Source organism: Leisingera sp. JC1, assembly GCF_001679925.1.
In the GTDB taxonomy this organism is placed as follows: Bacteria; Pseudomonadota; Alphaproteobacteria; order Rhodobacterales; family Rhodobacteraceae; genus Leisingera.
On record NZ_LYUZ01000002.1, the window covers coordinates 94,429 to 120,155 of the forward strand.

General features: G+C 59.6%; 18 protein-coding genes and 1 tRNA gene. 7 read left to right on the forward strand and 12 right to left on the reverse strand.

Annotated elements, in window-relative coordinates; translation table 11 throughout:
• Positions 1-117 precede the first annotated feature (117 nt).
• From A9D60_RS02480 to torT, 4 genes are all read right to left on the reverse strand, one after another.
• The gene (locus tag A9D60_RS02480) at positions 118-1,413 is read right to left on the reverse strand and encodes a hypothetical protein (RefSeq protein ID WP_065266150.1); all 1,296 of its coding nucleotides are present in this window, start codon (positions 1,411-1,413) and stop codon (positions 118-120) included.
• Positions 1,414-1,437: 24 nt separating this feature from the next.
• Positions 1,438-2,802, reverse strand: coding sequence for a TfuA-like protein (locus A9D60_RS02485; protein ID WP_065266151.1), 1,365 nt, complete (start codon positions 2,800-2,802; stop codon positions 1,438-1,440).
• Entirely contained in the window at positions 2,799-4,073 is a 1,275-nt protein-coding gene (locus A9D60_RS02490; protein ID WP_254656608.1) for a YcaO-like family protein, read from the reverse strand. The genes A9D60_RS02485 and A9D60_RS02490 overlap by 4 nt, the downstream gene beginning before the upstream one ends.
• Before the next feature lie 77 nt (positions 4,074-4,150).
• Complete coding sequence (gene torT / locus A9D60_RS02495; RefSeq protein ID WP_065266152.1) at positions 4,151-5,203, reverse strand: TMAO reductase system periplasmic protein TorT; 1,053 nt, start codon at positions 5,201-5,203, stop codon at positions 4,151-4,153.
• A gap of 94 nt (positions 5,204-5,297) precedes the next feature.
• On the opposite strand from torT, the gene torS reads away from it, so the two are divergent.
• Entirely contained in the window at positions 5,298-8,228 is a 2,931-nt protein-coding gene (gene torS, locus A9D60_RS02500) for a TMAO reductase system sensor histidine kinase/response regulator TorS (protein ID WP_065266153.1), read from the forward strand.
• Here torS and A9D60_RS02505 read toward each other — a convergent pair.
• Positions 8,201-8,893, reverse strand: coding sequence for a response regulator (locus A9D60_RS02505; protein WP_065266154.1), 693 nt, complete (start codon positions 8,891-8,893; stop codon positions 8,201-8,203). The genes torS and A9D60_RS02505 overlap by 28 nt on opposite strands.
• A gap of 184 nt (positions 8,894-9,077) precedes the next feature.
• Between A9D60_RS02505 and A9D60_RS02510 the strand changes: the two genes are divergently transcribed.
• The 4 genes from A9D60_RS02510 (at position 9,078) to A9D60_RS02525 (ending at position 14,160) form a co-directional block, all read left to right on the forward strand.
• Entirely contained in the window at positions 9,078-10,025 is a 948-nt protein-coding gene (locus tag A9D60_RS02510) for an ABC transporter substrate-binding protein (RefSeq protein WP_065266155.1), read from the forward strand.
• Between the two features lie 70 nt (positions 10,026-10,095).
• Complete coding sequence (locus tag A9D60_RS02515) at positions 10,096-11,127, forward strand: quaternary amine ABC transporter ATP-binding protein (protein ID WP_065266156.1); 1,032 nt, start codon at positions 10,096-10,098, stop codon at positions 11,125-11,127.
• A complete protein-coding gene (locus A9D60_RS02520) occupies positions 11,124-13,088 on the forward strand; it encodes an ABC transporter permease (protein ID WP_065266157.1) in 1,965 nt (654 codons plus the stop codon). Before A9D60_RS02515 ends, A9D60_RS02520 begins: the two co-directional genes overlap by 4 nt.
• A gap of 4 nt (positions 13,089-13,092) precedes the next feature.
• Entirely contained in the window at positions 13,093-14,160 is a 1,068-nt protein-coding gene (locus tag A9D60_RS02525) for a GlxA family transcriptional regulator (RefSeq protein ID WP_083194073.1), read from the forward strand.
• Positions 14,161-14,229: 69 nt separating this feature from the next.
• Here A9D60_RS02525 and A9D60_RS02530 read toward each other — a convergent pair whose 3' ends face one another.
• From A9D60_RS02530 to A9D60_RS02545, 4 genes are read right to left on the reverse strand one after another with little or no spacing between them, the layout of a single operon-like run.
• Entirely contained in the window at positions 14,230-15,222 is a 993-nt protein-coding gene (locus tag A9D60_RS02530; protein WP_175392870.1) for a C45 family autoproteolytic acyltransferase/hydolase, read from the reverse strand.
• 5 nt (positions 15,223-15,227) lie between these two features.
• Positions 15,228-16,679 (reverse strand): biotin carboxylase, encoded by a 1,452-nt coding sequence (locus A9D60_RS02535; protein WP_065266158.1) that lies wholly within the window; start codon positions 16,677-16,679, stop codon positions 15,228-15,230.
• A 56-nt stretch (positions 16,680-16,735) separates the two neighbouring features.
• Positions 16,736-19,480 (reverse strand): aminotransferase class I/II-fold pyridoxal phosphate-dependent enzyme, encoded by a 2,745-nt coding sequence (locus A9D60_RS02540; protein WP_083194074.1) that lies wholly within the window; start codon positions 19,478-19,480, stop codon positions 16,736-16,738.
• 50 nt (positions 19,481-19,530) lie between these two features.
• On the reverse strand, positions 19,531-20,499 hold the full coding sequence (locus A9D60_RS02545) for a carbon-nitrogen hydrolase family protein (protein ID WP_065266160.1): 969 nt from the start codon (positions 20,497-20,499) through the stop codon (positions 19,531-19,533).
• Between the two features lie 395 nt (positions 20,500-20,894).
• Between A9D60_RS02545 and A9D60_RS02550 the strand changes: the two genes are divergently transcribed.
• A complete protein-coding gene (locus A9D60_RS02550; RefSeq protein ID WP_065266161.1) occupies positions 20,895-21,764 on the forward strand; it encodes a hypothetical protein in 870 nt (289 codons plus the stop codon).
• A gap of 66 nt (positions 21,765-21,830) precedes the next feature.
• Here the strand turns inward: A9D60_RS02550 and A9D60_RS02555 are convergent, their stop codons facing one another.
• Both A9D60_RS02555 and A9D60_RS02560 read right to left on the reverse strand, forming a co-directional pair.
• On the reverse strand, positions 21,831-23,600 hold the full coding sequence (locus tag A9D60_RS02555) for an adenylate/guanylate cyclase domain-containing protein (protein ID WP_065266162.1): 1,770 nt from the start codon (positions 23,598-23,600) through the stop codon (positions 21,831-21,833).
• A gap of 84 nt (positions 23,601-23,684) precedes the next feature.
• Positions 23,685-24,335 (reverse strand): GNAT family N-acetyltransferase, encoded by a 651-nt coding sequence (locus tag A9D60_RS02560; RefSeq protein WP_065266163.1) that lies wholly within the window; start codon positions 24,333-24,335, stop codon positions 23,685-23,687.
• Between the two features lie 292 nt (positions 24,336-24,627).
• On the opposite strand from A9D60_RS02560, the gene A9D60_RS02565 reads away from it, so the two are divergent.
• A tRNA-Arg gene (locus tag A9D60_RS02565) sits at positions 24,628-24,704 on the forward strand.
• A gap of 759 nt (positions 24,705-25,463) precedes the next feature.
• Here the strand turns inward: A9D60_RS02565 and A9D60_RS26460 are convergent.
• The gene (locus A9D60_RS26460) at positions 25,464-25,640 is read right to left on the reverse strand and encodes a hypothetical protein (RefSeq protein ID WP_175392871.1); all 177 of its coding nucleotides are present in this window, start codon (positions 25,638-25,640) and stop codon (positions 25,464-25,466) included.
• Between the last annotated feature and the right edge of the window lie 87 nt (positions 25,641-25,727).

Below are 25,727 nucleotides of genomic sequence, written 5' to 3' on the forward strand. Positions count from 1 at the left end.
CAGGCAGAAATGCGCTGGCATATCACCACACAGCTTTCGAAGCCTGAAACACGCCACCTGCCGGAAATCTATTGATTTTGACCAATACCGGAACCTCTTCCGAGGTTCGGGTCCTGCTTAATCCGGTACCCGAGTCCGCACGGAATGTGCATGGCTGTCTTCACCCGCTTCCTCCAGACGTGGCCCGGCATGAACCAAACCAATCCCCCGCATCCGGAAATTGCCTTCGATGATCGAATGGAACGCTCCGCCGGTTGAGTTACTGTCAACCAGCAAAAGCGCCTGCGCCACCGCTGCATAGGTCAGCGCCTCAGCATCCAGCATGCTCCACGCAGCTGCCAGATAGGAGCCCAGAATATCCCGGGCCTCCAGAAGCGCAACACGGAAACCCTCAGGATCATCGGCATAGCGGGCATCGAACAGTGCCTGCATGACCTCTCCATAATGGGGACTGTCTTCCAGCTGGTCGGACAGATCCTCCATTTCAGGGGTAATCAAACCATGCACCAGAAGCCGTTCGTGAAAGATGTCCACCAGGATATCGAACATCGCCCCGGTCAGGGGCTCCGACAGCGCGTGCTCGCTGCTCCATCCGCAAACGAAATCATCCAGCAGCCGGGTGTTCGCTGCCATCCGGATTTGCGCATTCCCTGCAAGCTCTGCAAACCGGTTCAGCTGGTTGAATGTGTACAGATTGCCCTTGGTGTTCTCTAACAGGTCTTCGACCACCGATCCGAAATGCAGGGAGGCAATCAGCGCAACCATATCCGCCGCAGATTCATGAAACCCGTAGTATTCACCGGGAACATCTTCCAAGACCGGCATCCCTGCGATGCTGTAAATAATGGCGTGGCCGATCTCATGAGCAACAACATCAAAGTTCAGGCTGTAAGCGCGGTACTCACCGCCGTGTTCATTGGTGCCGCCCGTTTCAAGAAACCCCCAACCGATATGGGCATTATCCAAGCTTGGCAGCAGGGACAGTTCCAGCCGGTCGTAGTCGCGGGCAAAGTGCCAGGGTATTTCGTGGCCGAAATACTCTTCCCATACATCTAGGGTGAAATGCGCCGCTGCAAAAAGGTGTGCCGCTTCAAACCGAGGATCAGATGGCGGGATATGAAGGAAGTGCCCGTCTGCATCCGGTTCCGGCGCCGCGTGAATATCCCCGTGCCAAGGCGGCAGATACATGCCCTGTCCTTCAGGCCCCTGCACAATTGCGCCATAGGGGATCATCTTGCCCAGCGCATTTACCGTATACATCCGCGGTCCTGACGGCCCCGGACCGATGCTACCCGGGGGCGCGGAAATCTCAACAAGCTCCAGCACCGGCTTGTCCGTTCTGAACGGCGATTGCGGAAACAGCAGGAACCGTGTTCCCGGTGCCTCCTGTGCCGCCTCAAAGGTGTCGTCCATAGTGCCTCCAATCCTGCGGAGGTTTCACTGGCCCCGGCCTGCCTCGCCGCTGCGGCCTGATGCGGGCCCCATTTTGCACTCATGATGATACATGAATTCTCGCCGGATCAGCTCGTAGAATTCCGTAATCTCAATTCCTATACCCGCCGCGTATGCCTTTAAATCCTCCGGAATGTCCTGACGGAGACGGGTTTCGAAATACCAAGCCACTGTCCGCAACCGGTCCGCCTGCTGCATGGAAATGCCCGGCTGCACACATCCCGAGGCCTGCTTCCTTTTGGCATCGGCCCGCGCTTTCAGGCTGGCATAGGCACCTGCCAAACGGAGCTCCGCCAGCAAGCGGGGTTCCAAGCCGCCCTGCACCGCGCTGGTAGCCGCAGCGGCTCGCGCCGCCTCGCCCAGTTCCGCCTCGTATTGCGCAGCGGTCAGCCCATTGGCCTGCAGCCACGTCTGCAAGTCCTTGCTGCGGACCAGGCTATGTGCCTGCCGGTGGCTGTTCAGCTGCGCCAACAAGGCTTCCCGTCCGGGCTGAATAGCGGACCTCTGCGCCTCTTGCAGCGCCAGGAAACGCAGCGCCGCCCGGTTCAGGAACGCAGCATAACGCTCCGGCTCCAACCGCAACTCATCCAGCACCCTGCGGTCCGCGTCCTGCAAGCTGCACTCCTGCTTTTCAGCCCGGCGCACCAGCCCTTGCCATGCAAGAGTCTGCTCCATCGGCTCGCACACCTGGACCGCAATCGTCTCTTCCTTGCCGGAAAACTCTGACATTCGAGCCAGCATTTCCTGCGCGTCCTTGCGTTTGGCATCCACCGCGTCTGTCTTCACCCAGGCCGCAAACCGGTCCCGCCAGGATGACTTTGGAAGATCCGCCAGTATTCGTTTCCAGGTCCGCTGCTGATAGTAAAGCGCCTTGGCGGCCTGCAAAACAGCTCCCGCCTGCACCGCGTCCAGAACCGAACCGCTTGCCGCATGCTCCACCGTCGCGCGGATCGAAACCATTGGTTCGCTCAGCGGCGCATAGCCCAGCTCCGCCGGGCTGTGCAGGACCGCGACTTCGTCATCGTCGATGATTGCGCCTGAGGCATAAGCCTCATAAATCCTGCCGACGCCAATCATACCAAAGGCCGACAGCTCTGCCGCCCGCAAGGCCCCCATGCTGGCGCTGCCGAACACGGTTATGCCCTGCTCCATCGCCCATAGAATCTCCTTGTGCCAGACTGAAGGCACCCCTTCAAAGTAGCCGTCGATCAGTCCGATTGCTGCGGCGCCCTGGCGCGCTGCTTTGTAGATATCCCCCTGACCGGCAGGGGGGAGAACAATGGCGCCGGGCAACAGGGCTTTGGTCTCCTCCTCCCCGATGGTCGGTCCGGCGAACACCACAGCCGTCATTGACTTGCCTCCGCCGCCCGCAAAGCCCGCGCGCCAGCGATGAAATCAGGATCGTCGTGCGGCGCTTCCAGCCCGGGGATCACGGCGCGCACCACGGACACGCCCAACCCGGGACGCGACAGGTCAACAGTCAGCACCTGCATCATTCCGGCTGCTTCCAGCCTGTTCAGCAGCCAGCACTGATCCTCTTCGAAAGAAGGGGAGGAAAAAGCCGGGCAATCCTGAAACCTGGCCGCGGCCTCGCACTGCAAAAGCAGACGGCGAACGTACTGAGCGCGCTCAGCGGCCGCTGCAGGCGTGAATTCCTCCGGATCCAGATCGTCGCGCGCTCCGGAAATATAGGTCAGGCGGGTCTGTGCCGCCTCCGTCAGTGCTCTCAGCAGGGCAATGGCCCGGTCCGGATGACAGCCGCTGCCAATGCCGATATGGCCGGCCCCGCTGCCTGCCTCGCAAATCATGCAAAGAAACGCCGGAACCCCGATGTCAGAAGTGATGTCCCATATACCTGCGTCCAGCCCCGCCGCAGCAAAGCGGTCCAGCGCGTCTTGGCAGCGCGCGTCATCCATCGTGGCCGGATCAATGCGCGGTCCCGGCGCCGCATGGTGCCACAGGGTGATCGCATCGCGTTCAATCAGCTCGCAGATCGCATGGCAGGAAGCTTCTGCAAGGCTGTTGCCCGACGCCAGCCCGTTTGTAGTGCGCGGGAACGCCCCTTGCCCGCCGCTGGGAGGACCAGTATAGTCAGTATCCACCATTTCATAGGGCAGCCAATACCGGTTGCCAGTTGCCAGATCGGTGCCTTCGATCCACAACATCCGCTGTTTCGGGTTAAAGCCCGCACCGGTCACACGCGGCAGCCGTGCCACATCCGCAACCAGTGCCTCCTTCTGCAAATCCAGAAAGCTGGCGGATCGCAGCGGCAGGGTAATCCGCTCTGCATGCCAGGCCTCAATAGCCTCCATCACGCCGGAGGCCTGCGCGGCCTCCAGTGTCAGCCCCTTGCCCAACGACACTGCAACCGACCGGGAGTTTGGCCGCGTGACCATAACCGTGGGCAGGCCCACCCTGTCCAGCCCCGTCAGATTAGCAATCCGGGTAATCCCCATATCTGTCAGATGCGGGCGCACCCTTGCCAGTGTCTGCGCTGGATCACACAGACGGTGGGTGTCGTGCAGATAGCCTTTTTGCTGCGCCTCAGGCATCTGGCAGGCCTCACTGTCATAACAGCCGCGGAAAGTCTGACGCTGTCCAAAACAGCGGTTGGCAGCCATAGCCAAAGGATGACCTGCCGCAGGCTAGCGGTCAACAACAGGGCAGTCAGATGGCGAAAGCCATGACACCCCTGCCCCTACTGATGCGGCTGAAAATCGAAAACAGGCACGAAACTTGCAGGTGCCAGTGTCTGGTCCAGCAAGTCCTCTGACACCGTGCTGCGGTCGAAAATCCTGATGGCAGGCCCGGCATGTTTGAAACGCAAACTGCCTTCGATTCCACGCACTGCCATTTCGACCGCAAGCCGTCCTTGAAGCACAGGAAAATCCGTTGGCGCAGCTATTATGCGATCGCGAAGAACCCCGCGGTAGACCGCATGGGTCATGTAGTCTGAAACAACCTGAACCTGTTCCTGCATGCCGCGGGCGCGCAGCACCGACACTGCGGCTTCCGCAGCAGGCGCGGAACCAGCTATGTAGTCCAGATCCGGAACCGCATCCAGCGCCTCCTCGACCAGCCGCACCTGGATTTCACGCCCGGTATCGCCATATTTTGTAACCGCGATCTTGGCTGAACTGTCAGCAAGCGCGGCGCGGAACCCCTCCTCGACAAAAGCCACCCAGCCCGCCTTCGCCGGCCCTGGAAACCAGGCGACCTTGACTTCAGGTGCCCCCTTCGGATGGCGTGCAGCGATGAGTCTGCCTGCCTCGGCCCCCATCTCCGTCCAGGACACTCCCACTTTGGCCGTGATCCCGGCATCGGCAATGTCATTCACAGCAGCAATCACCGGAACAGAAGCCGAAATCCGCTCCACCGTGCTGGTAAGGTCGGCGAAAGATACAGTTCCAAGGATCAGCGCATCGGAACCGTCGGCGACACAAGCCTCCACCTGCTGAATTTGCCGCCTGAGGTTGGGATAACCGCCTGCTTCGACCAGCTTGAAAGACACTCCCAGCCGAGCGGCTTCTGCCACCATCCCGTAGTTAACGCTGAGCCAATATGCATCTTTCAAGTGCGGGTAGGCGATGCACAGGCGCCATTCCTGCGCCGCCCGTTCGAGCGGTGCATACTCCACTTCCTCCAGCCCGCTGCCGTAGTCAAAAGCGGTCCGCGGCACCTGCAGCCGCCAGCTGTCCGCAGCCGCCATTGTGCTGAAACACGTAAAAAGCAGTAGCCACAAAGCGCGCATGAAGTCCCCTTCTCCGGGAGTGGAGGATAGGCAGCGGGACGGAAAAGGGAAATTCAAATTTGCGAAATCCGCAAATGCAGGCGAAAGTTCCTGAATGTTAGGAAAGCTCGGCCTTGGCGGAAAACTGAGCCTCGCGTTTATCGTTATTGCGGGGTTGCCGACCCTTGCCGGCATTCTGGGGCTGGTTGAACTACGTGTGCTTGCACGCCGCCAGGCAGAAGTGATCAGCCAGACAATTCCCGCCATCGCAGAAGTGCGCGGCATGGCAGAGGAAAGCACCCGAATCATAGCCATTGCCCCGGAACTGGCCGGTGTCGCAACCCAAGCGGAACGGGCAAACCGGGCGCAGTTTCTGTCCGCTCAGGTCGAGGCGCTCACCCGGCGGCTGGACGCGCTGAAGCGTGGCGGCATAGCCGGGTCCAGCCGCCTGCGGGAAACCGTTACTGATGCCGCAAGTGTACTGGCGTTGCTTGATGAACTGGTGGAAACGCGCATCGCGCTGCACAGCGGGCTCAAACAATTGACCACCCGCAACTTGACCGCCGCAAACAACCTACTGAGCATGGCCGACACGCTGGTTGCCAATGCCGAGATGGGAACAACAGCCGTCATTTCAAGCCTGTACGGACCAGGCACGTCTCCGGTGGAGGAGCAGGCCCGCACCGATATGCTGGACAAGCTGATAGAGGTGGACCTGTTCCAGCTTGGCCTGATGTTCGAACTTAGATCGCAAACTGCTGAGATCGGACTGCTGATCAACCGGATCGAAGAGGCAGGCAACGAGGCCGAACTGCAGGAGATCGAGAGCGCACTGACCAGCCGCTTGGACATCGTTTCCCGCCGGATCAAGGCAATTCGCGATCCCGGCCGCCGCCAGCAGGCTGAAGGCTATGCCACCCAGCTGCAATCCGTGACGGAAGGCAACGCCGGCCTTTTTGGCCTGCGAGCCCGCATCCTCACCACCGAAACCCGCATCAACACACTGAAGCTGGAACTGCAGAACACAGCGCTTCGGCTTGGTGATGAGGCCTCTGCCGTCGCCGATCAGGCGCAGGCGCGGGCGATCAGCTCGGGGCATGCTGCCGCAGCTGACATTCAACGGGCACAGCTGCGCAATGGGTTTGCTGCCGTCACCGGCTTCCTGCTTTCACTGGCTGTCCTCTGGTTTTATGTGCGCGGCAGCATCACCCGCCGCCTCAACCAGCTGGCAGCCACCATGGCCGCACTAATGCGCGGCGAACTGGATCACCCGGTCCAGCCCCGCGGGCAAGATGAGATAGCCCGTATGGAAGCGGCCGTGGAAGTGTTCCGCCAGCAAGCACTCGACAAGCAGGAGCTGGAAAAGGTCCGCGACCGCAACGAACAGGAACTCAGGGAACACCGCAACAACTTGCAATCTCTTGTCGACGAACAAACGGAACGGCTGCGGGAAGAAGTGGAGGCACACGACGATGCCCGTCAGAAGGCCGAAGCTGCCGATCAGGCGAAATCTGAATTCCTGGCGATGATGAGCCACGAAATCCGCACCCCGATGAACGGCGTTCTGGGCATGCTGCGCAACCTCTCTGACGAAGGCCTGCCGCCCGGGCAAATGGAACGCCTGCGCGCGGCGCTGGTGTCGGGCCAGAACCTGCTGAAAATCCTGAACGACATTCTGGACTACTCCAAAATCGAAAGCGGCGCGCTGAAACGGGAAGACGTCACGTTTTCACTGCGCGATCTTGTGGACGAGATCATTGTCCTGCTGCGCCCCAGTGCCGACAGCAAAGGAGTTCATCTGTGGCTGGATGCACCTGCAGACCTCCCCGGCGTTGTTAAAGGAGACGCCGCCAAGCTGAGGCAGATCCTGTTCAACCTGCTGTCGAACGCACTGAAGTTCACGGACACGGGCGAAGTCATCCTGCGGGTTCGCAGAAATGGCGGCACTGCCGGGCATCACCGGGTTGCCTTCGAGGTCAGCGATACCGGCAAGGGCATTTCCCAGGAGGCCAAGGTGCGCATTTTCGAAGCATTCGAGCAAGAAGACCCGGAAACCGCCCGCAAATTCGGTGGAACAGGATTGGGCCTGGCGATCAGCAGGCATTTTGCCCAGGCAATCGGTGCCCGCCTGTCCCTGGAAAGCACCAAAGGCGTCGGCTCTGTTTTTACCCTGGCAGTGGAACTTGCGCCCGGCGATCCTGCAGACTTGAAGCCGGAAGACCCGCCGGCTCCGGTCAAGCTGTCTGGCCCCCCGTTGTCGGTTCTTGTGGTGGAAGACAATGAGATCAATCAAATGGTTGCGCAGGGCTATCTGGAACGTATGGGCCACAGCTGCCAATGCGTGGCAAGCGCAGAGGAAGCACTGGCGATCCTGCCGGAGACCCGGTTCGACTTAGTGCTGATGGATGTCAGCCTGCCTGGTATCAGCGGCACTGAGGCTACCCGCCGCCTGCGCGCAATGACAGATCCGCGACTGTCAAATCTTCCGGTCATAGGCATCTCCGCGCATGTTCAAGAAGAGCAGATCGAATCCCATTTGCTGGCCGGGATGAATGGTTTCGTGGCCAAGCCAATCTCACCGGAACGTCTTGCCAAGGCGCTGCAAAGCATCACACAGGGCCACGAAGGCGCAGTTTACTTGTCAGCTCGCCAAGTCTCTCCCGGACAGGACAGGAGATCCAGCCTGCTGCGGCAGATGCAGGAGAATATTCAGGATCTGGGCGAGGAGCGGGCCATTGAAATTGCCGCGCTGTTCCAGCAGGAACTTCCCAAAAGTGTTGAGAAGATGGACGCCAGCCAAACAGCGCATGACCTCGCACGGCTGGCGCAGGAAGCCCATCGCGCGAAGGGCGCCGCCAGCAGTTTCGGTCAGCAGGACCTGGCCAGTCTTCTGGCAAAACTCGAGAAGTCCGCCACCGATGGCAGCCAGGCCGCCACCGCTGAGCATATGGGCGAGCTGAGCACACTAGCGCCGCAAGTTTTGGAGGCTCTGTCCAGAGTGCTGCGCGACTATGGCCATCAGCCCAAGGGAGCAGTGAACACGTAGCCTTCACCGTGCACAGTGGTGATGATCCGGGGATTTGCAGGGTCTTCTTCCAGCTTGCTGCGCAGGCGCCGGATCAGCACATCCACAGTCCTCGGGTTTGCCCCGTACTGACGATGGGTGACCCGGCTCATCAGCGCGTCGCGCGTCGCGACCTCACCCGCCCGGCCAACCAGCATATCCAGCACTTCAAACTCCGCACGGGTCAGCGGAATACTGTCACCCTCAACTGTTTGCAGATGCCGCGCAGCGACGTCGAACCGGAATTTTCCAAAAGTATAAACCCGCCGCGCAAGGCGCCGAGCCTCCTGCGTGCGGCGCAAAAGGTTCTTTAGCCTGGCCAGAAGTTCGCGCCGGTTGAATGGCTTGCAGACATAGTCATCCGCGCCAAGTTCCAAGCCTACAATTCTGTCGACTTCGTCATCCCGGCCGGTCACCAGAATGATTCCAATGTCCGATTTGGCTCTCTGTTCCCGGGTAATCTGCAACCCGTCCTTGCCGGGCAGATTGATGTCGACCAAAAGCAGATCGACATCCCGTGTTTGCAGGACCCGTTCCGCCTCTTCGGCGGTCTCGGCCTGCGAAACGGCATAGCCTTGCGCATCCAGATAGCTGGCAAGAGTGCTCCGGGTGACCGGCTCGTCCTCAATGATCAAGATATGCGCCATGCAGGTCCCGCACCCCAACTTTCCCTTCAGTTAACAAATTTTAACATACATGGCCAGCCTGTTCATCTGTCCGGGCTGACCTGTTCACATCTGCTGCCTAGCCTCCGTCACCGAAAGCATGGCTTTCAAACAGCGAAAAGGCTCAGGCCGTCAGGACCGGGGCCGCGACAACAGGGAGACACACATGAAATTCCGGAAACACCTAATGGCCAGTGCCGCCGCAATGGCGATGACAGCTCCGATGGCTATGGCAGAGGATTCCTCCGACCCCATCATCATTCCCATCCATAACTGGTCCAGCCAGATCGTGATGAGCCACGTTGTCGGGCAGATTTTTGAATCCATGGGAAACAGCGTTGAGTATGTTTCGACCGACAGCCAAGCCGTTTATGAATCGGTCCGTTTGGGCGACGTCACGCTTGAACTGGAAGTTTGGGAAGGCGCCTTTGGCAAGTCTTTCAATGAGGCACTGGCCAAGGGCGGCCTGCACGATGCCGGCGATCACAACGCCGTCACCCGCGAAGACTGGTGGTATCCGGCCTGGACTAAAGAAGCCTGCCCCGGACTGCCAAGCTGGGAAGCTTTGAATGATTGCGCCGCCGCCTTTGCCACCCCGGAAACCGGCGACAAGGGCCGCTTCCTGGGCGGACCGGTTGACTGGCTTAAGCATGATGCGGAGCGCGTCGAAGCACTGAACATGAATTTTACCGTGGTGAACGCCGGCTCCGCGTCGGCACTGTGGGCGGAAGTGGCTGCCGCGGAAAAAACCAAGAAGCCGGTGGTGATCTTCAATTGGACACCGAACTTTGCAGAGGCTGTCTGGCCGGGCGAATTTGTTGAATTTCCGGCTTGGGAAGAGGGTTGCGACAAGGATCCTGCGGTCGGCCCGAACCCGGATGCCACCTACGACTGCGGCAATCCGGCGAACGGCTACCTCAAAAAGGCCGCATGGGACGGCATGAAGGACAAGTGGCCCGCGGCCTATGAAACGCTGACCCAGATTAGCTTTACCAATCCGCAAATCGCAGAAATGGCCAAGCTGGTCGACATTGACGAGTTGGAGCCGGAGGACGCCGCCGCCGAATGGCTGGAGGCGAATGAAGATCTCTGGAAGCCCTGGACCGGTTCCTGATTTCCCGCACGAACGTCAATCAGCCGGGGCGGCCCGCTGCCCCGGAATCCCTGCTAAAGAAAGTTAAGCCATGACCGCCGCCACCCCCGTCATTTCCTGCAAAAACGTCTGGAAACTGTTTGGCGCCAATCCGGAACAGTACCTGAAATCCCTGAGCGGCAACCCGGGTTTTGATGAGATCCGCCAGGCCGGCTACATCGCCGCGGTGCGGGACGTTTCCCTGGATATTGCCAAGGGGGAAATGCTGGTGATCATGGGCCTGTCCGGCTCTGGAAAGTCGACCTTTGTGCGCTGTCTTTCCCGGCTGATCGACATCACCGGCGGCGAGGTCAAGGTCGAAGGGCAGAACATTGGTGAAATGTCCGAGAAAGAGCTGATAGACCTGCGCCGCAACAAGATGGGCATGGTGTTCCAAAGCTTCGGCCTGCTGCCGCACCGCACCGTGCTGGATAACGTTGCCTTTCCGCTGGAGATGCGCGGACAGGACCGCCACGAACGCCGCGCCCGCGCGCTGGAGGTGATCGAGCTGGTCGGTCTTTCTGGACGCGAAGACTATTTCCCGCGCGAGCTGTCCGGCGGCCAGCAGCAGCGCGTCGGCATCGCCCGCAGCCTGGCGATCGAGCCTGACATCTGGTTCCTGGATGAACCGTTTTCGGCGCTGGACCCGCTGATCCGCCGCGAGATGCAGGACGAATTCCTGCGCCTGCAAGAAATGCTGGGCAAGACCATCGTCTTTATCACCCATGACTTCGACGAGGCCCTGCGCCTTGCCGACCGCATTGCCATCATGAAGGACGGCGTCGTGGAGCAATGCGACACCCCTGACCAGATAGTGCTGAACCCCGCCACCGAATATGTCGCCAAGTTCACCGAGGAAATCGAGAAGTCCCGCGTGGTTCACGCAGGCGTTCTGGCGCACGAAGTCAACGGCCACAGCCTGACAGGCGATCCTGTCGGTGACAAGCAGACCATTGCCGAACTTGCCCGGCTGCTGGTCAACGACAGCCGCGACTTCCTGCCTGTGGCCAACAACACCGGCACTCTGGTTGGCGCAATGAACCGCCAGGAAGCACTCGACGTGCTGCTGGGAGCAGGGTCATGACAGACCAGACGATGACACCTGCAGGTAATCCTCAGACCTGGACGCGGAGCCGGACAGGCTGGACCATTTTCATCGCAGCTTGCCTTCTGGCCATTGGTAATTCGGTTTTGCCTGCCGGGCTGGTGCGGCCGCCGGAGTGGCTGGTCCTCCCCTTCGCTGACTGGATCAATGCACTCTTCGTGTTTGTCCGCGACGATCTGGGCCTTCTCTACCTGACCCGCGCCTTTGCCGATGGCGTCGAATGGCTGCTCGATGTGACCGCCAACCTGCTGTACGGCAAGAACCGCTGGCCCCGTATCGGCCCCATTCCATGGACCGTAATCGCCAGCATCGGCTTTGTCATCGGCTATGCCCTGCAGGGCTGGCGGCTGTCGCTGCTGACCGGCGGCACCTTTGTCTGGATTGCCGTCATGGGACAGTGGAAATGGGCGATGGAGACCCTGTCCGTGATCGTCGTTGCCGCGCCGTTCTCGATTCTGTTCGGTCTTGTCATGGGCATTCTCGCCTGGCGCTCCAAGACTTTTGAAAGGATCCTGAACCCGGTCCTGAATATCGCGCAGAGCCTGCCGCACTTCGCCTATATGATCCCGGTCGTCGTCTTTATCGGCGTCGGTCCCAAGGCAGGCGCCATCGTCACCATCATTTTCTCGGTGCCGCCAATGATCCGCATGTCTCTGTTGGGCCTGCGTAAGGTCCCGCATGAGGTGATCGAAAGCGGCCATATGTGCGGTTCCACCCGCTGGCAGCTGCTGCGCCACGTGCGCATCCCAACAGCCCGGACAGAGATCCTGGTCGGTGTGAACCAGGTGATCATGCAATGCCTTGCCATGGTGGTTCTGGCCAGCTTCATCGGCATGCCGGGCCTCGGCCAGAAACTGCTCCAGTTGCTGCAAGCGCTGAAAATCGGCCGCTCGGTCGAGATCGGCATCACCATCGTTCTGCTGGCGGTCATGCTGGACCGCTGCACCAAAGCATGGGCCACCAAACAGCCCGAGCATTTCGAAAAAGGCACATCCTTTGCTGTGCACAACAAATTCCTGCTGCTCGGCATTGGCCTATCGCTGGCTTGCCTGGTACTGGCGCAGTTCATCCCGCTGATGGACCAGATCGGCCGCCGCGATGCTTTCACCATCTCCAAACCGATTGATGCAGTCGCAGACTGGTTCATCGTACTGATCGACCCGGTGACCCAGTGGCTCCGCTGGTTCCTGATCACTTGGGTGCTGATTCCGATCCGTGACGCCTTCCTGTGGATGCCCTATGCTGCCGTCCTGGCGCTGCTGGCAGCTGCCGGCTGGGCCATCGGCGGATTGCGCTCCGCTCTTGTGTGTTTGGGTTTCTTTGGCCTCATCGCCATGTCCGGCTGGTGGGACCGCGCCATGATCACCGTCTACACCGTGGTGGTCGCGGTCTCGATCGCCGCAGTAATGGGCTTTCCGCTGGGGATCTGGGGCTCTTTCAACGAAAAGCGCGCAAGCATCGCGCTGCTGATCTGCGACACGCTCCAGACCTTCCCCAGCTTTATCTACCTGATCCCGGTCGTCATGCTGTTCGGCGTCAATGACGTGGCCGTGGTCGGCGCGGTGATTCTGTTCGCTGCGGTGCCGCTGGTTCGCTACACTATCGAAGGGCTGCGCCAGGTGCCGGAAACCTTGATCGAGGCTGCCGATATGTCCGGTGCCACAAAGATGCAGACCCTGTGGAAGGTGCGGCTGCCGATGGCATTGCCGACCATTATGGTCGGGGTCAACCAGTCGGTGATGTTCTCGCTGTTCATGGTGATCATCGCAGCCTTCATCGGCACCCAGGATCTCGGCCAGGAAATGCAGCGGGCGCTGTCCTCCACCGATGTGGGCAAGGGCCTGGTGCTGGGCCTTGCCGTTGCCTTCATGGGGCTGATGGTGGACCACCTGGTGTCCACCTGGGCACGGTCCAAGAAAGAAGCACTGGGACTGGAGTAATGCTATGACACTGCACTCCAGCGACTTCGGCCCCGCCCCGATCCGCCGCTTCGGCTTCCTGCTGTTTCCCGGCTTTCCGATGGCCTGCCTGACCGCAGCTATCGACACGTTGCACACCGCAAATGAGCTGGCCGGGCACCAGGTTTTCAGCTGGTCGCTTGTGACCGAGACCGGCGCACAGGCAACAGCCTCCGCTGGCGTGCCTTTTGCGGCAGACTGCAGCCTTGCTGAAGCAGACGCCATGGACTGTCTGTTCCTGCTTTCCGGGCCAGAGGCCGTGTTTGATGACCCGGTCCCCGGACACGGCCGGCTGCGATACCTGGCACGCCACGGTATCATCCTTGGCGCGGCCGCGGGCGGTATTTTCCCGCTTGCCCGCAGCGGTGTTCTGTCCGGGCGGCGCTGCGCTGTCCATTGGAGCTACCGCAACGCCTTTGAAACCGCCTTTCCGGATTGCACTGCTGTGGACAGGCTGGCCGTGCGTGACGGGCCGGTTCATACAATTTCCGGAGCCGCTGCGATGCTTGACCTGGCATTGGAGCTGACCGGGAACGCACTTGGCGAGGCTGCTATGAATGAGGTCGCCTGCATGTATCAGCATCCTGTCCTGCGCAGCGGCAGCGCACGGCAAAAAATCCCCGTTCTGCAAAGCGGCCGCACGGTTGATCAAATGCCGCCTGCGGTCAAGCAGGCGATGTCCATCTTTTCGGAGAATGTCGAAACTCCTGTCGGCATCCGCGAGGTCGCCCGCATGGCCGGAATTTCTCCGCGCCAGCTGGAGCGCAGTTTCCGCACCGCCACAGGCCTCAGCCCTGGCGAGTATTACCGCCGCCAGCGCCTCAAGACCGCCAGGCAGATGGTGCGCTATTCCTGGGACAGCATCTCGGACATCGCTCATTCTGTTGGCTATGCCAGTTCCTCGACGCTGACGCTGCATTACCGCAAATTCTATGGTGTCACGCCCGTTCAGGACCGCAAACAGACTTTTCTTCCCGAAGCCGGAATTCCGGCCCGAAACCGCCCCGCAGCAGACCAGTGCCCGGCCAAGACTATCACGCTTTCATCAGGATGAAGGCAGCTCAACCCGGCCTGTACCCTCGCAAGCGATGGCCTGCGCTGCATATTGAAGGCGCGCACGCCACTAAAATACCGGCTGCGTGCGATGGTCAGGGTAGACAACTGCCAATTGGCCGGGCTCAAACAGATCCAACGTTTTGCGCCAGGTCCGGCCAAGCCACAGCAAATCCACTGACAGATCGCCAGGGTGATAGGCCGCAGTGTACAGCGTGCCAAAACCCTTGTCGAAAGCCAGTGAGTACAGTGGCGGCTTGAGGAAAGTTCCGACAAATTTTTCCTTGGTTTCCGGATGCAGCGTCAGCCGGTGCAGCAAAAACCGCTCCCTTTCAACAGAGGCCGTTAGACGAGCATGACTGGTCCATTCAACGCGTTCCTGATGATTGGTCGCAACCGCCGCATGGGTGATCAGGGTCGGACGGTCGGGTGCAAGAAAGGCGGTGAAGTAGTTCCGGTTGCGGTCCAGTACCGTCACATTATAGCTCATGTGGCAGGGCACGCGCCGCAGCACATCCTTTGCCTCCTCGATGGTTGAGCAGGTCTGCAACAGATACCTGAGGATGAGCGGCACCCCAAAGCCGTCGCCCACGGCCCGGCGCCCGCCGAAGGTCAGCGAGACGCAAAGCCCGGCATCGTTCACCCCGTCCAGCAAGCCGAACAGGCCGTCCGAGGTCCCCATGACCTGCCGCCCATTCCAACCGGTCTTCAGATACACCGCATCAAAGGCCGAAGGGTTGTAATCATAATTGCGCACCAGCAGCGGCTCCCTGCCCTGCCAGATGGCCTGGCTGCAGCCTGCCAGATAACGCGGCGGGCAATAGAAACTGAGGAACCGGGATTCCAGATCGCCGCCGCCAACGGACGCGCACAGCTGATCATAAAGCCCCACCATCTCAGGCATATGTGTTTGCAGCGCACGACGGCATTCGGCATAGGTTGGACGGCCAGAGAGGCCTTCGCTGGCCCACCAATTCAAGTAGGCTGTGCGGTATTCGGAAAAGAGCCCGGACAGCACTTGCCCCGGCTCCGTTTCCTGCATGGCGCGGAATGTCAGTCTCATTCAGCCTACATAATCTTGAACGCCGGGTCCTCAAAGGCCTGTGCAGACGGCAGCGGGCGCGCCGAATAGGCGTTCTTGATGCCGTCGATCCAGCGTTTCGATTTCTCGGTCAGCTGGAAGCCCTTGGTCATAGACCGGCCCCGGGTGACAAGAATGCCCAGATCGGCGCCTTCATAGCGGTAATCGCCTGCATTGGAGATCCGCAGGAAGAATGCCTCATCCTCGCTTTCGACAGCGCGGCGGTGATAATCGAAACGGTCGAACACCACTGATCCGTCCGGCAGCATCTTATATATCCCGGATTCCGGCGCGTGGGTTACGATATCCACTGTGTCCTCGGTGTGCTTGATCACCATCTGCGACCAGGAATCTATCATGTCCGGGTCAGCCCAGCGGGCATTCAGTTCCCCCACATCCAGCTTGAACGGTTTCTTGGAGAACTCCAGCAGGTGGAACAGGAACAGCGGCGCGTCCGCATGGGCAAAGGCAGCGTGGTTGGTCATCGAGGACGCCCCGGTGATCCGCGGGTTCAGCTCGCCCAGCCAAATATCGCCAGTCTTCTTGTCGATCAGGAAGTCCAGCTCAAAATATCCGCGATAGCCCTCCTTGCGCAGCTGCTCGCCGAATTTGAAGGTCAGCTCGCGTGCCTTTTCGCGTGTCTTAGGTGGAAAGGCAGTAGAGAAAATCTCATTGCCGCACCAGCCGCCCCGGTAGGGCGTCAGTTCCTTAAAGCCGACAAGTTCTGTCATCAGCGGCCCGACGATTGTGCCTTCGGAGGTGCAGCAGGCCTCGATCGCCGAGCCGCGGCAATCGATCCGTTTCATGATCTTGATTTCGCCCTGGCCGACGATCTCATGCTCATGCTTGCGGAAATCAGCCTCCGTCTTGATGAAGAACGTGGTGTGGCCGGAATCCCCGAAGGCGCTTTGCAGCACCAGATCACTGCCAAGATCCGCCTTCTTGCAGATCTTCTTCAGGTGATCATAGCTGTCGACCTTTGAAAGCGTATTCGGAACTGAGGGCACGCCGGCCTTGTTGCCGACCCGCACGGTCTCAATCTTGTTATCCATCTTGGTGCGCAGCTTCGCCTTGGGGAACCACACCTCACCGCCAAGTTCCTTGGCCAGCTTCTCAGTCTTTTCATCGAACATCAGGAACACAAACTTGGGCTTGCCGCCGCGCGCCTTGACGTAGTCGATGACCTCCTTGTGCTGCAGCAGGTAGTTGTTGATGTCCTCGATGGACTGGAATTCGTCATGCGGCAGCTCAGACGGCACCAGCACGTTCGGGTGGCGGCCGTCGAAACAGTCCATGTAGCAGATATACTTGAAGTTCTTTACCCACTCGTCGAGCCCGAGAAGATTGAAGTTGGTCGCTGAGACAAAATAGACCGGGTCCGTATTGGTATGGAAATAGCGGCGGATCTCCGAAATGTTGTTCAGAACTTTCTTCGGCATGTATCGTCTCCCAGTGAATTCAATTTTTCGTTGGATTTCTGTTTCTTGGCGGGCGTCTATTTCTTGACTGACTTCAGGGCCTCCTTGGTGAAAACGCGCAGCCCCAGATCAGCGCGGAATCCGTGGATTTCGCTCACATCAAGCGCCCGCATGAACGACAGGATCTCCGGGCTTATGACCTGCCCCGGCACCAGGATCGGAAAGCCTGGCGGGTAGGGAATGATGAAGCTCGACGAAACCAGCTCTTCACCCGCTTCCAGCCGCTGCATCAGGTTGTCATCTGTCGGGATGTAATCGCAGTTGTCCTCGTTGTAGGCGAGGAAGAAAGCGGTGCGGATGTCGCCCTCCGGCGTTTCCTTGCCCGCCCGGAACGCATCGTGGAACCGGCTGAAATCCGGCAGCGGCGGCACATGTTCCACCAGCGCCGACACCCGGTTGTCAAACGACCGGCGCTCCATCTTAGAGGCATCGTCCAGCAACTCATCCAGATCGTTGGCTATCTCAACCAGCACCTCGATCAGGTAAGCAACCGAAGACCGGGTAGTGCCGATGTTGGTCATGAACAAGACAGTGTTGCGCGATGTCTTGTTGATCTGGATCCCGTATTTGTCCATCAGGATCTTGGTCTTGAAGGTATCACCATCCCAGCCTGTGCCACCTACCGCCAGAGTGACGCGGGTCGGGTCCAGCACAAATTCATCCTGGCTCCACATCGACCATTTGTCGATCCAGCCGTGATCCGGGTCGTAATAAGCCTCCACCCCGCTCTCGCGGAACTGCTCCGGAATCATGTCGCCGGCGGTCAGCACTTTGAAGTACTTGTTCAGCAGCGGGTGTTCACTGATCGCCCGGCGGATCGACATCGCGCTTTCGATTTGTTTCTGAACGAACTCGAACCCCTCAAGCTCCACCTGCCGGCGCCCGACATCCAGCGAGGCAATGATCTGATAATTCGGCGAGGTCGAGGTATGTGTCATGTAAGCCTCGTGGAAGGCCTGCTCGACTTCGCCCTTAAAATCCTGGTCATTCACATGGATCATCGACCCCTGCCGCAGCGAGGTCAGCGTCTTATGGGTGGACTGGGTGGCATAGGCCCGCACCCGCGCATCAGGCGGCGGCACCAGCCGGGTATTCAGCCAGGTCTCCTCATCCGCGTCCTTCAGCATCTCCTGCTGCGCCTCCCAGGCCTGCACCGTCTCCGGGGTGCGCAACGTTTCCCGCAACGTGTTGGCCACCCCCATCGCCGTGCGCTGGCGGTAGGTCGGGTCAAAGCGGGCAAAAGCAAACCAGGCCTCGTCCCACAGGAAGATCAGATCTTTCTTGATCGCCAGGCATTCCTCCATCACCCGGCGCACGTTGTAGACGATGCCGTCAAAAGTGCAGTTGGTCAGCAGAACCATCCGCACCCGGTCCAGCTTGCCGGCTGCTTTGAGCCGCAGCAAGGTGTGCTTGATTTCGCGCAGCGGCACCGCCCCGTACATCGAATGCTCATGCAGCGGGTAGCTGTCCATATAGGCCACGCTGGCACCCGCCAGCACCATTCCGTAGTGGTGCGATTTGTGGCAGTCCCGGTCCACCAATACAATGTCGCCGGGGCGGACCACCGACTGCACCACGATCTTGTTGCAGGTCGAGGTGCCGTTGGTGGCAAAGAACGTGTGCTTGGCGCCAAAGGCGCGCGCGGCCATGTCCTGCGCTTCCTTGATAGGGCCGCGCGGCTCCAGCAGGCTGTCGAGCCCGCCGGAGGTGGCCGATGTTTCCGCTAGGAAGATGTTGGAGCCGTAAAACGCCCCCATGTCCTGAATCCAGTGCGAGCGGCTGATCGACTTGCCGCGGCTGATCGGCATCGCGTGGAACACGCCGGTGGGCTGCTTTGAGTATTCCTTGAGCGCAGTGAAGAACGGCGATTTGTAGCGCCGGTCGACCCCGCGCAGAATGTTCAAGTGCAGCTCCTGGAAATCCTCCTGATTGTAGAACACCCGGCGGCAGCGGCCCAGATCCAGCCCCGCGATATCCTCGGCTGAGCGGTCGGTGACCAGATAGGCGTCCAGCTCCGGCCGGATCTTCTCGATCAGGCGGCAGGCTTCGGGGCCGTATTCATGAGGGGCGATGGAATCGACTTCCTCCCCCTCGCTCACGCGTGTCAGGTACTGGTTCAGGATCGGCAGTTCGATCTTCGATTTCAGCGACAGTCCGGGGCGCACCACCACGGCCTGCACATTGTGGTTGAACAGGATGCCGATCAGCGCATCCTCCAGCGATGGCACAATCACCGGCTCATAGATGAACGGGTCCTCAATCCTCCGCATCCGCAAGAGGTTCTGCCGCAGGAACCGCTCCTGCGATTCCGACACGTCATCAACGATCAGTACCTCGAAATAGGGCCGCCCCAGCGCCCGCGCCTCGGGCGCAAGCGACGCTTCGTCCTCATAGTCTTCGTTGTCAATCTCATCTGAGGACAGCGGAATGGACCGCCGCCGGTAAGCGCCGGAGGTCAGCGCCCGCGCGATACGGCGCACCGAAACCGCCAAGTCTTCCACATTGCCGTGCTGCAGCAGCCTGCGCAAATGCTCGAACGCATGAATGCCCGGAAACGCCCAATATCGTTCAATCGGCGCCAGCACATCGAACAGATGCTCCGCCGCGGCCATCAGTTTCTCGCTCTGACGGCCCTCCTGACGCTGCCGGGCCAGCCCCTCGGCCGACTCCCGTAGCGAACTCCATCTGTCCGCCCGCAGTTGGGTTGCACTGTAATAATCCCGGATCGACGGCAAAGCCTTCCTTTGCGGCTGCAAGTTCAAAACCTGCCTCCTTTCTGTCGCGTCAGGACCTGCGCCGCCTTCCAGTCCGGTTAATCAGAACCCGTTTTTCCAGGAAAAACGGAAAAATGATGCGGCGAATGTAACGTCTGCTCAAAATTCTCAATCGAGCTGCGCGGGTCGGAGGACTGCAGCCCGCGCTGCGATCCCTGACCAGGCGTCTCAAGCGGCCCCAGCGTTTTCAGATAGGCATCAGCCCCGCTGGTGCGGTCGTAAACAGTGAACTCTGCTTCCCGGTCGCGGAAGCTCTTCAAAACCTGGCCCAGCCCCTTGAGCCCGGTTTCGCGCTGGCGCCGGACCTGATCCAGATCGATTTCGATCGGGAACATATCCTCCTGCCCCGCCGACTGATGCAGCACGGTGGCTGAAGGATCCACCACAAGCGAACGACCGACACCGCCGGCGCTCAGCCCGTTGACATCAAAAACATAGCACTGGAACTGGGCTGCCGTAGCCCGCGCGATGGCAATCTCCGCCTCCCGGTCGGTGGTGCCGGTCAGCACCGGGTGCAGCAGAACTTCCACTCCCTGGCTGGTCAGCTGCCGAGTGGTCTCCGGGAACCAGATGTCATAGCAAATCGAGAGGCCGAACCGGCCCACCTCGGGGACATCGAACACGCAGAACTCAGTGCCCGCAGAAATTCCTGCCTCATACGGGCGGAACGGAAACATCTTGGAGTACTTGGCGACAATCTCACCTTCCGGATTGATCACGACAGATGTGTTCAGGATCCGGCCGTCTTCGGTTTTTTCGAACATGGACCCCGGGATCAGCCAGATGCCAAAGCGGCGCGCATCTTCCTGAAACTGCTGCAATGCATCGTTGGGAAAGGGTTGCGCGAACTGATCCAGCGGCCCGTAGGGGGCAAGTTCGGAAAACAGAACCATCTGCGTCCAGGGAAACCGGGCCATCAAGATCTCAATTCGGTGACGCATGGCTTCGACATTCGAGTGAAGCGCAGAGACATGCATCTGAACACCAGCAATAGCGAAAGGTGTCATATTGGGCGGAACTCCAACTGTATTTGTTGCAACCAGTCTATTTGCGGTCTGAGCCCTTGGCTAGAGCGTTTCCCCTTTCCCTCGGCTATGATAGTTGGAGACAGGTTCCACTATACCAGTGTGCGCACGAACCACTGCCAAGCAATGTTTTGGCCGCTTGGAAATTAATCCGCCGTGCCGGCGTTCAAATCCAGTCCTTTGTCGCAGTTCGCCAGCCAGCAGTGCCGGACTAGAGGTTCCAGGCCTTAGACGCCTACCACCTATAATTTCTATTCTTTTTGTGGTACTTTCATCCTGAGGGAGAGTGTTGCGGGAGCTGGTAAGGCGAGGTTTGCAGCCGGCCCGTTACCGAAAGGTCTTCTGATGTTGTTTCCATAGCCACGGGAGTATGTGTTGTGGCCGAGTCTCTGCTGAGTTTTTCCGAAGTGCTGTTGTTTGGACGCCCCCTGAGTGATCTGCAAATCAATGCCGCAGACGCGGACGATGAAGAAAGCGTGCGCGCGGCTACTGATGCAAGCCTGGACCTGACTAAAAACGTCAGCGAAGTGGACGGGGTCGATCTTGCGCTGAACGACAAGGTTTTGGTGCGCCTCAACGGCTCAAAAGAAAACGGAATTTACCAGGCTGCCGCGGCCCAAGGAAGTAACTTTAAGCTGGAGGGGCGCCAAACAATTGAGAAAGGTAAGAGAGTTTCAGTTTCAGAGGGGGACGAACTAGGCGGAACAACTTGGGTTCAGAGAAAGGAACCTGACAAGCAAGTTTTCAAGGAGTTCAAACCGCGTCGCGGCCGGGGCAAGAACAATTTCTTGAAAGGCCAGTTCGGCCCGGATGCCAAGCTCGCGCGCATTTATGGCTTCTCTTACGAAGGCACGTATTTCGAACTGCCGGAGCCTGCCGTTTTTCTTGTTCACGGGGACGGCGAGAGTGCTACGGGCAAACTGCCTGACAAAACAGAGGTCCAGGTCTCACGCGCCCCTCTGAACCCTTCCGTGACGGGGGTTGCCTCAGCTGAATATCAGTTCGCAAACGACATTATGGTCTGGGACTATGACAAAGCCGACTACTCAATCCGCTTTGATGTAATGACGGGTATGTTGGAGCAGATACTTTTGGATGTCTACTTCGGCGGTGGACCTGACATTAGCGGCGCGAAGGTCAGCGGCGCCAAGGTGAGCGGTGCCAAAGTCAGCGGCGCTAAGGTCAGCGGTGCAAAGGTCAGCGGCGCCAAGGTGAGCGGGGCAAAGGCGCGCGGCTCCGGCGACTGACCGGCTTATTGGAACCGGTCGAGGCCCTGCGGTGCGGCTCACAAAAGCCTGCGCCGCATCTCTGATTCAGAACCCCGCTTTTTTCAACCCTTCGACAAAATGCTGGGTATCTTCTTCCAGGCGGTCAGGCTGTACTTTGGCCCAGCGATCCAGTGAAAAGTTCGGGTGGGCCTCGCGGTGCCGCGCGGCCATGTCCTTCGCCAGTTCCATATTGCCCAGCTGGGCATAGCTTGCGGCTAGCATGCGCTGGCCCTCCGTCGGGTTGTTCATCTTGGTCAGCGTGTCGATAACCGCGTCGTATTCCTTAAGATTGTAATAGGCGCCCCCCAGGTGCCACAGGTATTGATCCGGGAAGTAGGGGTTGAGCCGCATCGCCTGCTGGAGGTTGCTGATAGCAGCTTCGTTGTCGCCGGAGTGCGCCAGCGCATCCGCATAGTCGGACAGCAGATCGGCGTCATTCGGGTTGAGCGCAAGAGCGCGCTGATAGGCGCCAATCGCAGCGTCATGCTCTTTGCGGTACAGGTGCACAAAGCCCAATTCGCCAAAACCGCGGGCATCGGTCGGATCCAATTCCACTGCCTTTTGCGCAAAACTCAGAGCTGTATCCAGCGCGTGGTCCGCATCCTTGGCCCAAGAGTACCGCCAATCGATATTCATCGTGCGGGAAATGGCCGCCGACGCCCGGGCATAGTCCTGATCCCGCGCCAGAGCCCTTTCGTACAGGGTTTGCGCTTCGTGATTGTCCTGCCGTGTATAGCGGAAGATATACTGCTGGCCGCGCAAAACATATCCATAGGCGGCAAGGTCGGACGGAGCTGTCTGTGACATCCGTTTGCGTTCCTGTGCTTCGATCAACACAGCCGTGGCTGCAACAACGGCGTCGGTGACTTCATCCTGTATGGCAAAGATGTCATCGATATCCCGGTCGTAGCGCTCTCCCCAGATGGTTCGGCCTGAATCCGCGTCGATCAGCTCAATCGCGATGCGGATCCGGGAGGCTGCCCGCCGGACGCTGCCCCGCGCAACATAGCGCACGCCAAGCTCGCGAGCCGCATCTTGGGGCGGCATCAATCCCGCCTTGAAGAAAAAAGCGGAATTGCGGGCTATGACAAAGAGGTTTTTGAACTTGGACAGGTTCAGGATGATGTCCTCTGTCAGCCCGTCGGCAAACCAGCTGTCCGTGGGGTCTCCGCCAAGGCTCGAAAACGGCAGCACTGCAACCGAGGGAATGTCCGGCTGTTGCGGCGGCACGGGCTGATTGGCAGGGCGCAGGGTGGCCGCCATCGCCGCTCCCTCGATCTCGCTGCGGACACAATAAGCCGGGACAGGTTCCGCGATATTCTTGAGCCGCCGCGGACCCAGAAATTCGAAACCGAAGCGCAAACGGTTACGGATCTGCTCATAGACTGAGGCACTTACATAGACACGGCCCGGCTCGGCAATTTCCTGCAACCTGGCGGCTATATTGACGTTGTCGCCGTGAATACCGCGGTCGTCGACCAGGATTTCACCCATGTGGACACCTGCCCGGAACCGCAGTTGCTGATCCTCCGCCCGGCTGCGGTTGTTCTGGTCCGCGATCCGGTGCAACTCGACCCCGAATTTGACCGCATCAGTAGCGGTTTCGAACAAGGCAAGAACGCCATCCCCCCGGACCGCAACAACCTGACCGTCATGCAGTTGGCAAGCGGATTCCAGCTGCTCCAGCAGGGACTTCAGCGCGCTGTAGGTGTCAATCTCGTCATTACCCATCAGCCGGGCATAACCGACCACATCAGCAAACAGCACCGCGCCAAGCTGACGCCGGACATGATTCTCCTTGTCTTGGCCGCTCACAAGCTGTCCTCCCCTCGTGAGAATGGCTGAAGCCGGCTGCTTGCCGGATCCGGTGCCGTGTAACGCCAGGCAGACCGAAACTGTTTAGCTGTCTGGCGGGTCCTGCGGGCCTGGCGGCCAGGACCAGCCGGAGCTTCCTGATCCCAGGAACCGGGCTGTGCAGGAATCGTCAAGCTCCCTTGCGAGGGCCGCACGGCAGGCGTTCCATTCGCTGCGCAACAACCCAACGCAGATCATGTCATAGTACCGGCCGTCTGCGAACCAGGCGTCCCGCATGGTGCCTTCAGTTGCGAACCCGGCCCGTGATGTCATCTGCCGGCTGCGCGGGTTGTCGGACCGATAGTAGGATGTAACGCGATTTAGCCCGATCTGCCGGAATGCAAAGTCCAAAACCAGTGCCATGGAACGGATACCAATACCTTGCCGGCGACGGCTTTCCTCTATGAACAGTGCGATGACAGCATCGCGGTTAACAGAGGAGATGTTTTCCAGTCCGGTAATTCCGCAAAGCTCGCCTGTTTCCGCTGTGATGGCAAACCAGTGCCTGCCAGGGTCCTTGGCAGCCTCTGCAGTTTGCCCCCATGAGGCATCCATGCCCTCGGAATTCAAAGGGGCCCGGGCGGAGCGGTCAAAGCGGGCCAGATCGGCAACGTTTTGAAACCAGACGGCCATCGAGGCAAAATCGCCTTTCTCAAGCGGCCGGAGCCAAAAAGCTGCAGACTGCCGCTGCGGCATTCGCTTTCCTCTTCTTTGCTTGCGGATCCCGAAACGGGCCTTTGCACCCGGAGGACGAGTCCCTGCCGGACAATACCACATTCTTTCCCGGCTGGGGACGTTCACTGCAGGGTTGTTTGCGGTGAACACTCTTCCAAGGCCTCCGCGCAACCCTGCGGCGGTGCTGTACCTTTCAGGCCTACCTGGAGCTTCATTCAGCATGGAAGAAGCGCGAGAAACGTCAAATTTCTTGAGAGCGCCGTCCGTTTTGGGGTTGCGGCGCGGCGGCGGTAAGATTACATCCCGCCGCAGTGGACCGATAGCTCAGCTGGATAGAGTACTTGACTACGAATCAAGGGGTCGGGGGTTCGAATCCTCCTCGGTCCGCCACTTTCTGATTTGTCGGGCGACACATAGTTTTGCCATTTGCGACAGAACCTTTCCTTTTTCGTGTCTCCAACATTCCCGCTCGCGCCTCCTGTTCCGCCAGTGGCGAAGCCTTCCCTGATTTTCACTTCGGAAGACCTCGTGTCTTCCGGAGGGCAAAGCAGGGTGGGCGCAGCCCGGACTGCGGCCGGGCGGTGATCTGACACACGGGGCCGGAGCGGTGAAATTGGGAGGGGCCCGCGCCTGGCGCGGGAGGAACCGGATTTCTCCGTGGAGGCTGACGCGCAGCGGCATCAGAACCCGTGTTCAGATTGCCGGCCGGATGGCAGGCGGACCAATCAGACGGAAAATGCCAGGCGCGCTAGAGCGGAGCGGAGGCGCGGCTGACCTCTGTGCAAGCGATCGCGGTTTCGCCCGCGATCACATTCTAAATTTGGCAGGAAGGGCAGGAGGAAAGCGGCCAGCGTGATCTTCAACTGCCATTCACCACGCCAGCTGCAAACTTACACTGCGGCGGGACAGGTCGCAAGTTCGCCGCACCAAGTGTGAATGACATCAGCAGCCCGAACGCGACATTCGTATCAGGTGCGGTGCCAGAACTGCCGCGAGTGCGAAGCATTTTGGCCACATTCCCGAAAGCAGCCCTCCAGCAGGTGGTATTGGCCTGGCTGGTGTTGCGCTCCTGCCTGAGAGTGGTTGCCTTTGCGGGGCAGTCCAAATGAACTGCAGTTTCTATGAATTTGTTGCCAAGATGGCTCAAACTCACTGACCGCCGCGTTCATACTGCAGCCGGGAGCGCTTCAAGCGCTCAATCTTGCTGCGCCGAAGTTCGTTTTCATCTTCCAGGATTTCACGCGCGGCCCGTGAGGTTTTTTCCATCGCTGTTTTTTTGCGGGACAGGCCGGTTAGCTTCAATTCCTCAATATTAAACTTGGTCATCGTCTAACTCCAACGAGGCTGATTGTGGGCAGGTCTATTTTTTCGTGAAAGTTCAGTCCGGAACTTTGCCATGTGTGTCATGGTGCG

What these genes read in the sequence shown, in the direction of transcription:
- A9D60_RS02515 (WP_065266156.1), top strand. Translation starts at nt 10,096, where the DNA reads ATGACCGCCGCCACCCCCGTCATTTCCTGCAAAAACGTCTGGAAACTG.
- A9D60_RS02485 (WP_065266151.1), bottom strand. Translation starts at nt 2,802, where the DNA reads ATGACGGCTGTGGTGTTCGCCGGACCGACCATCGGGGAGGAGGAGACC.
- A9D60_RS02480 (WP_065266150.1), bottom strand. Translation starts at nt 1,413, where the DNA reads ATGGACGACACCTTTGAGGCGGCACAGGAGGCACCGGGAACACGGTTC.
- A9D60_RS02535 (WP_065266158.1), bottom strand. Translation starts at nt 16,679, where the DNA reads ATGCCGAAGAAAGTTCTGAACAACATTTCGGAGATCCGCCGCTATTTC.
- A9D60_RS02545 (WP_065266160.1), bottom strand. Translation starts at nt 20,499, where the DNA reads ATGACACCTTTCGCTATTGCTGGTGTTCAGATGCATGTCTCTGCGCTT.
- A9D60_RS26460 (WP_175392871.1), bottom strand. Translation starts at nt 25,640, where the DNA reads ATGACCAAGTTTAATATTGAGGAATTGAAGCTAACCGGCCTGTCCCGC.
- A9D60_RS02525 (WP_083194073.1), top strand. Translation starts at nt 13,093, where the DNA reads ATGACACTGCACTCCAGCGACTTCGGCCCCGCCCCGATCCGCCGCTTC.
- A9D60_RS02530 (WP_175392870.1), bottom strand. Translation starts at nt 15,222, where the DNA reads ATGAGACTGACATTCCGCGCCATGCAGGAAACGGAGCCGGGGCAAGTG.
- A9D60_RS02490 (WP_254656608.1), bottom strand. Translation starts at nt 4,073, where the DNA reads ATGGCTGCCAACCGCTGTTTTGGACAGCGTCAGACTTTCCGCGGCTGT.
- A9D60_RS02505 (WP_065266154.1), bottom strand. Translation starts at nt 8,893, where the DNA reads ATGGCGCATATCTTGATCATTGAGGACGAGCCGGTCACCCGGAGCACT.
- torT (WP_065266152.1), bottom strand. Translation starts at nt 5,203, where the DNA reads ATGCGCGCTTTGTGGCTACTGCTTTTTACGTGTTTCAGCACAATGGCG.
- torS (WP_065266153.1), top strand. Translation starts at nt 5,298, where the DNA reads ATGTTAGGAAAGCTCGGCCTTGGCGGAAAACTGAGCCTCGCGTTTATC.
- A9D60_RS02510 (WP_065266155.1), top strand. Translation starts at nt 9,078, where the DNA reads ATGAAATTCCGGAAACACCTAATGGCCAGTGCCGCCGCAATGGCGATG.
- A9D60_RS02520 (WP_065266157.1), top strand. Translation starts at nt 11,124, where the DNA reads ATGACAGACCAGACGATGACACCTGCAGGTAATCCTCAGACCTGGACG.
- A9D60_RS02560 (WP_065266163.1), bottom strand. Translation starts at nt 24,335, where the DNA reads ATGCCGCAGCGGCAGTCTGCAGCTTTTTGGCTCCGGCCGCTTGAGAAA.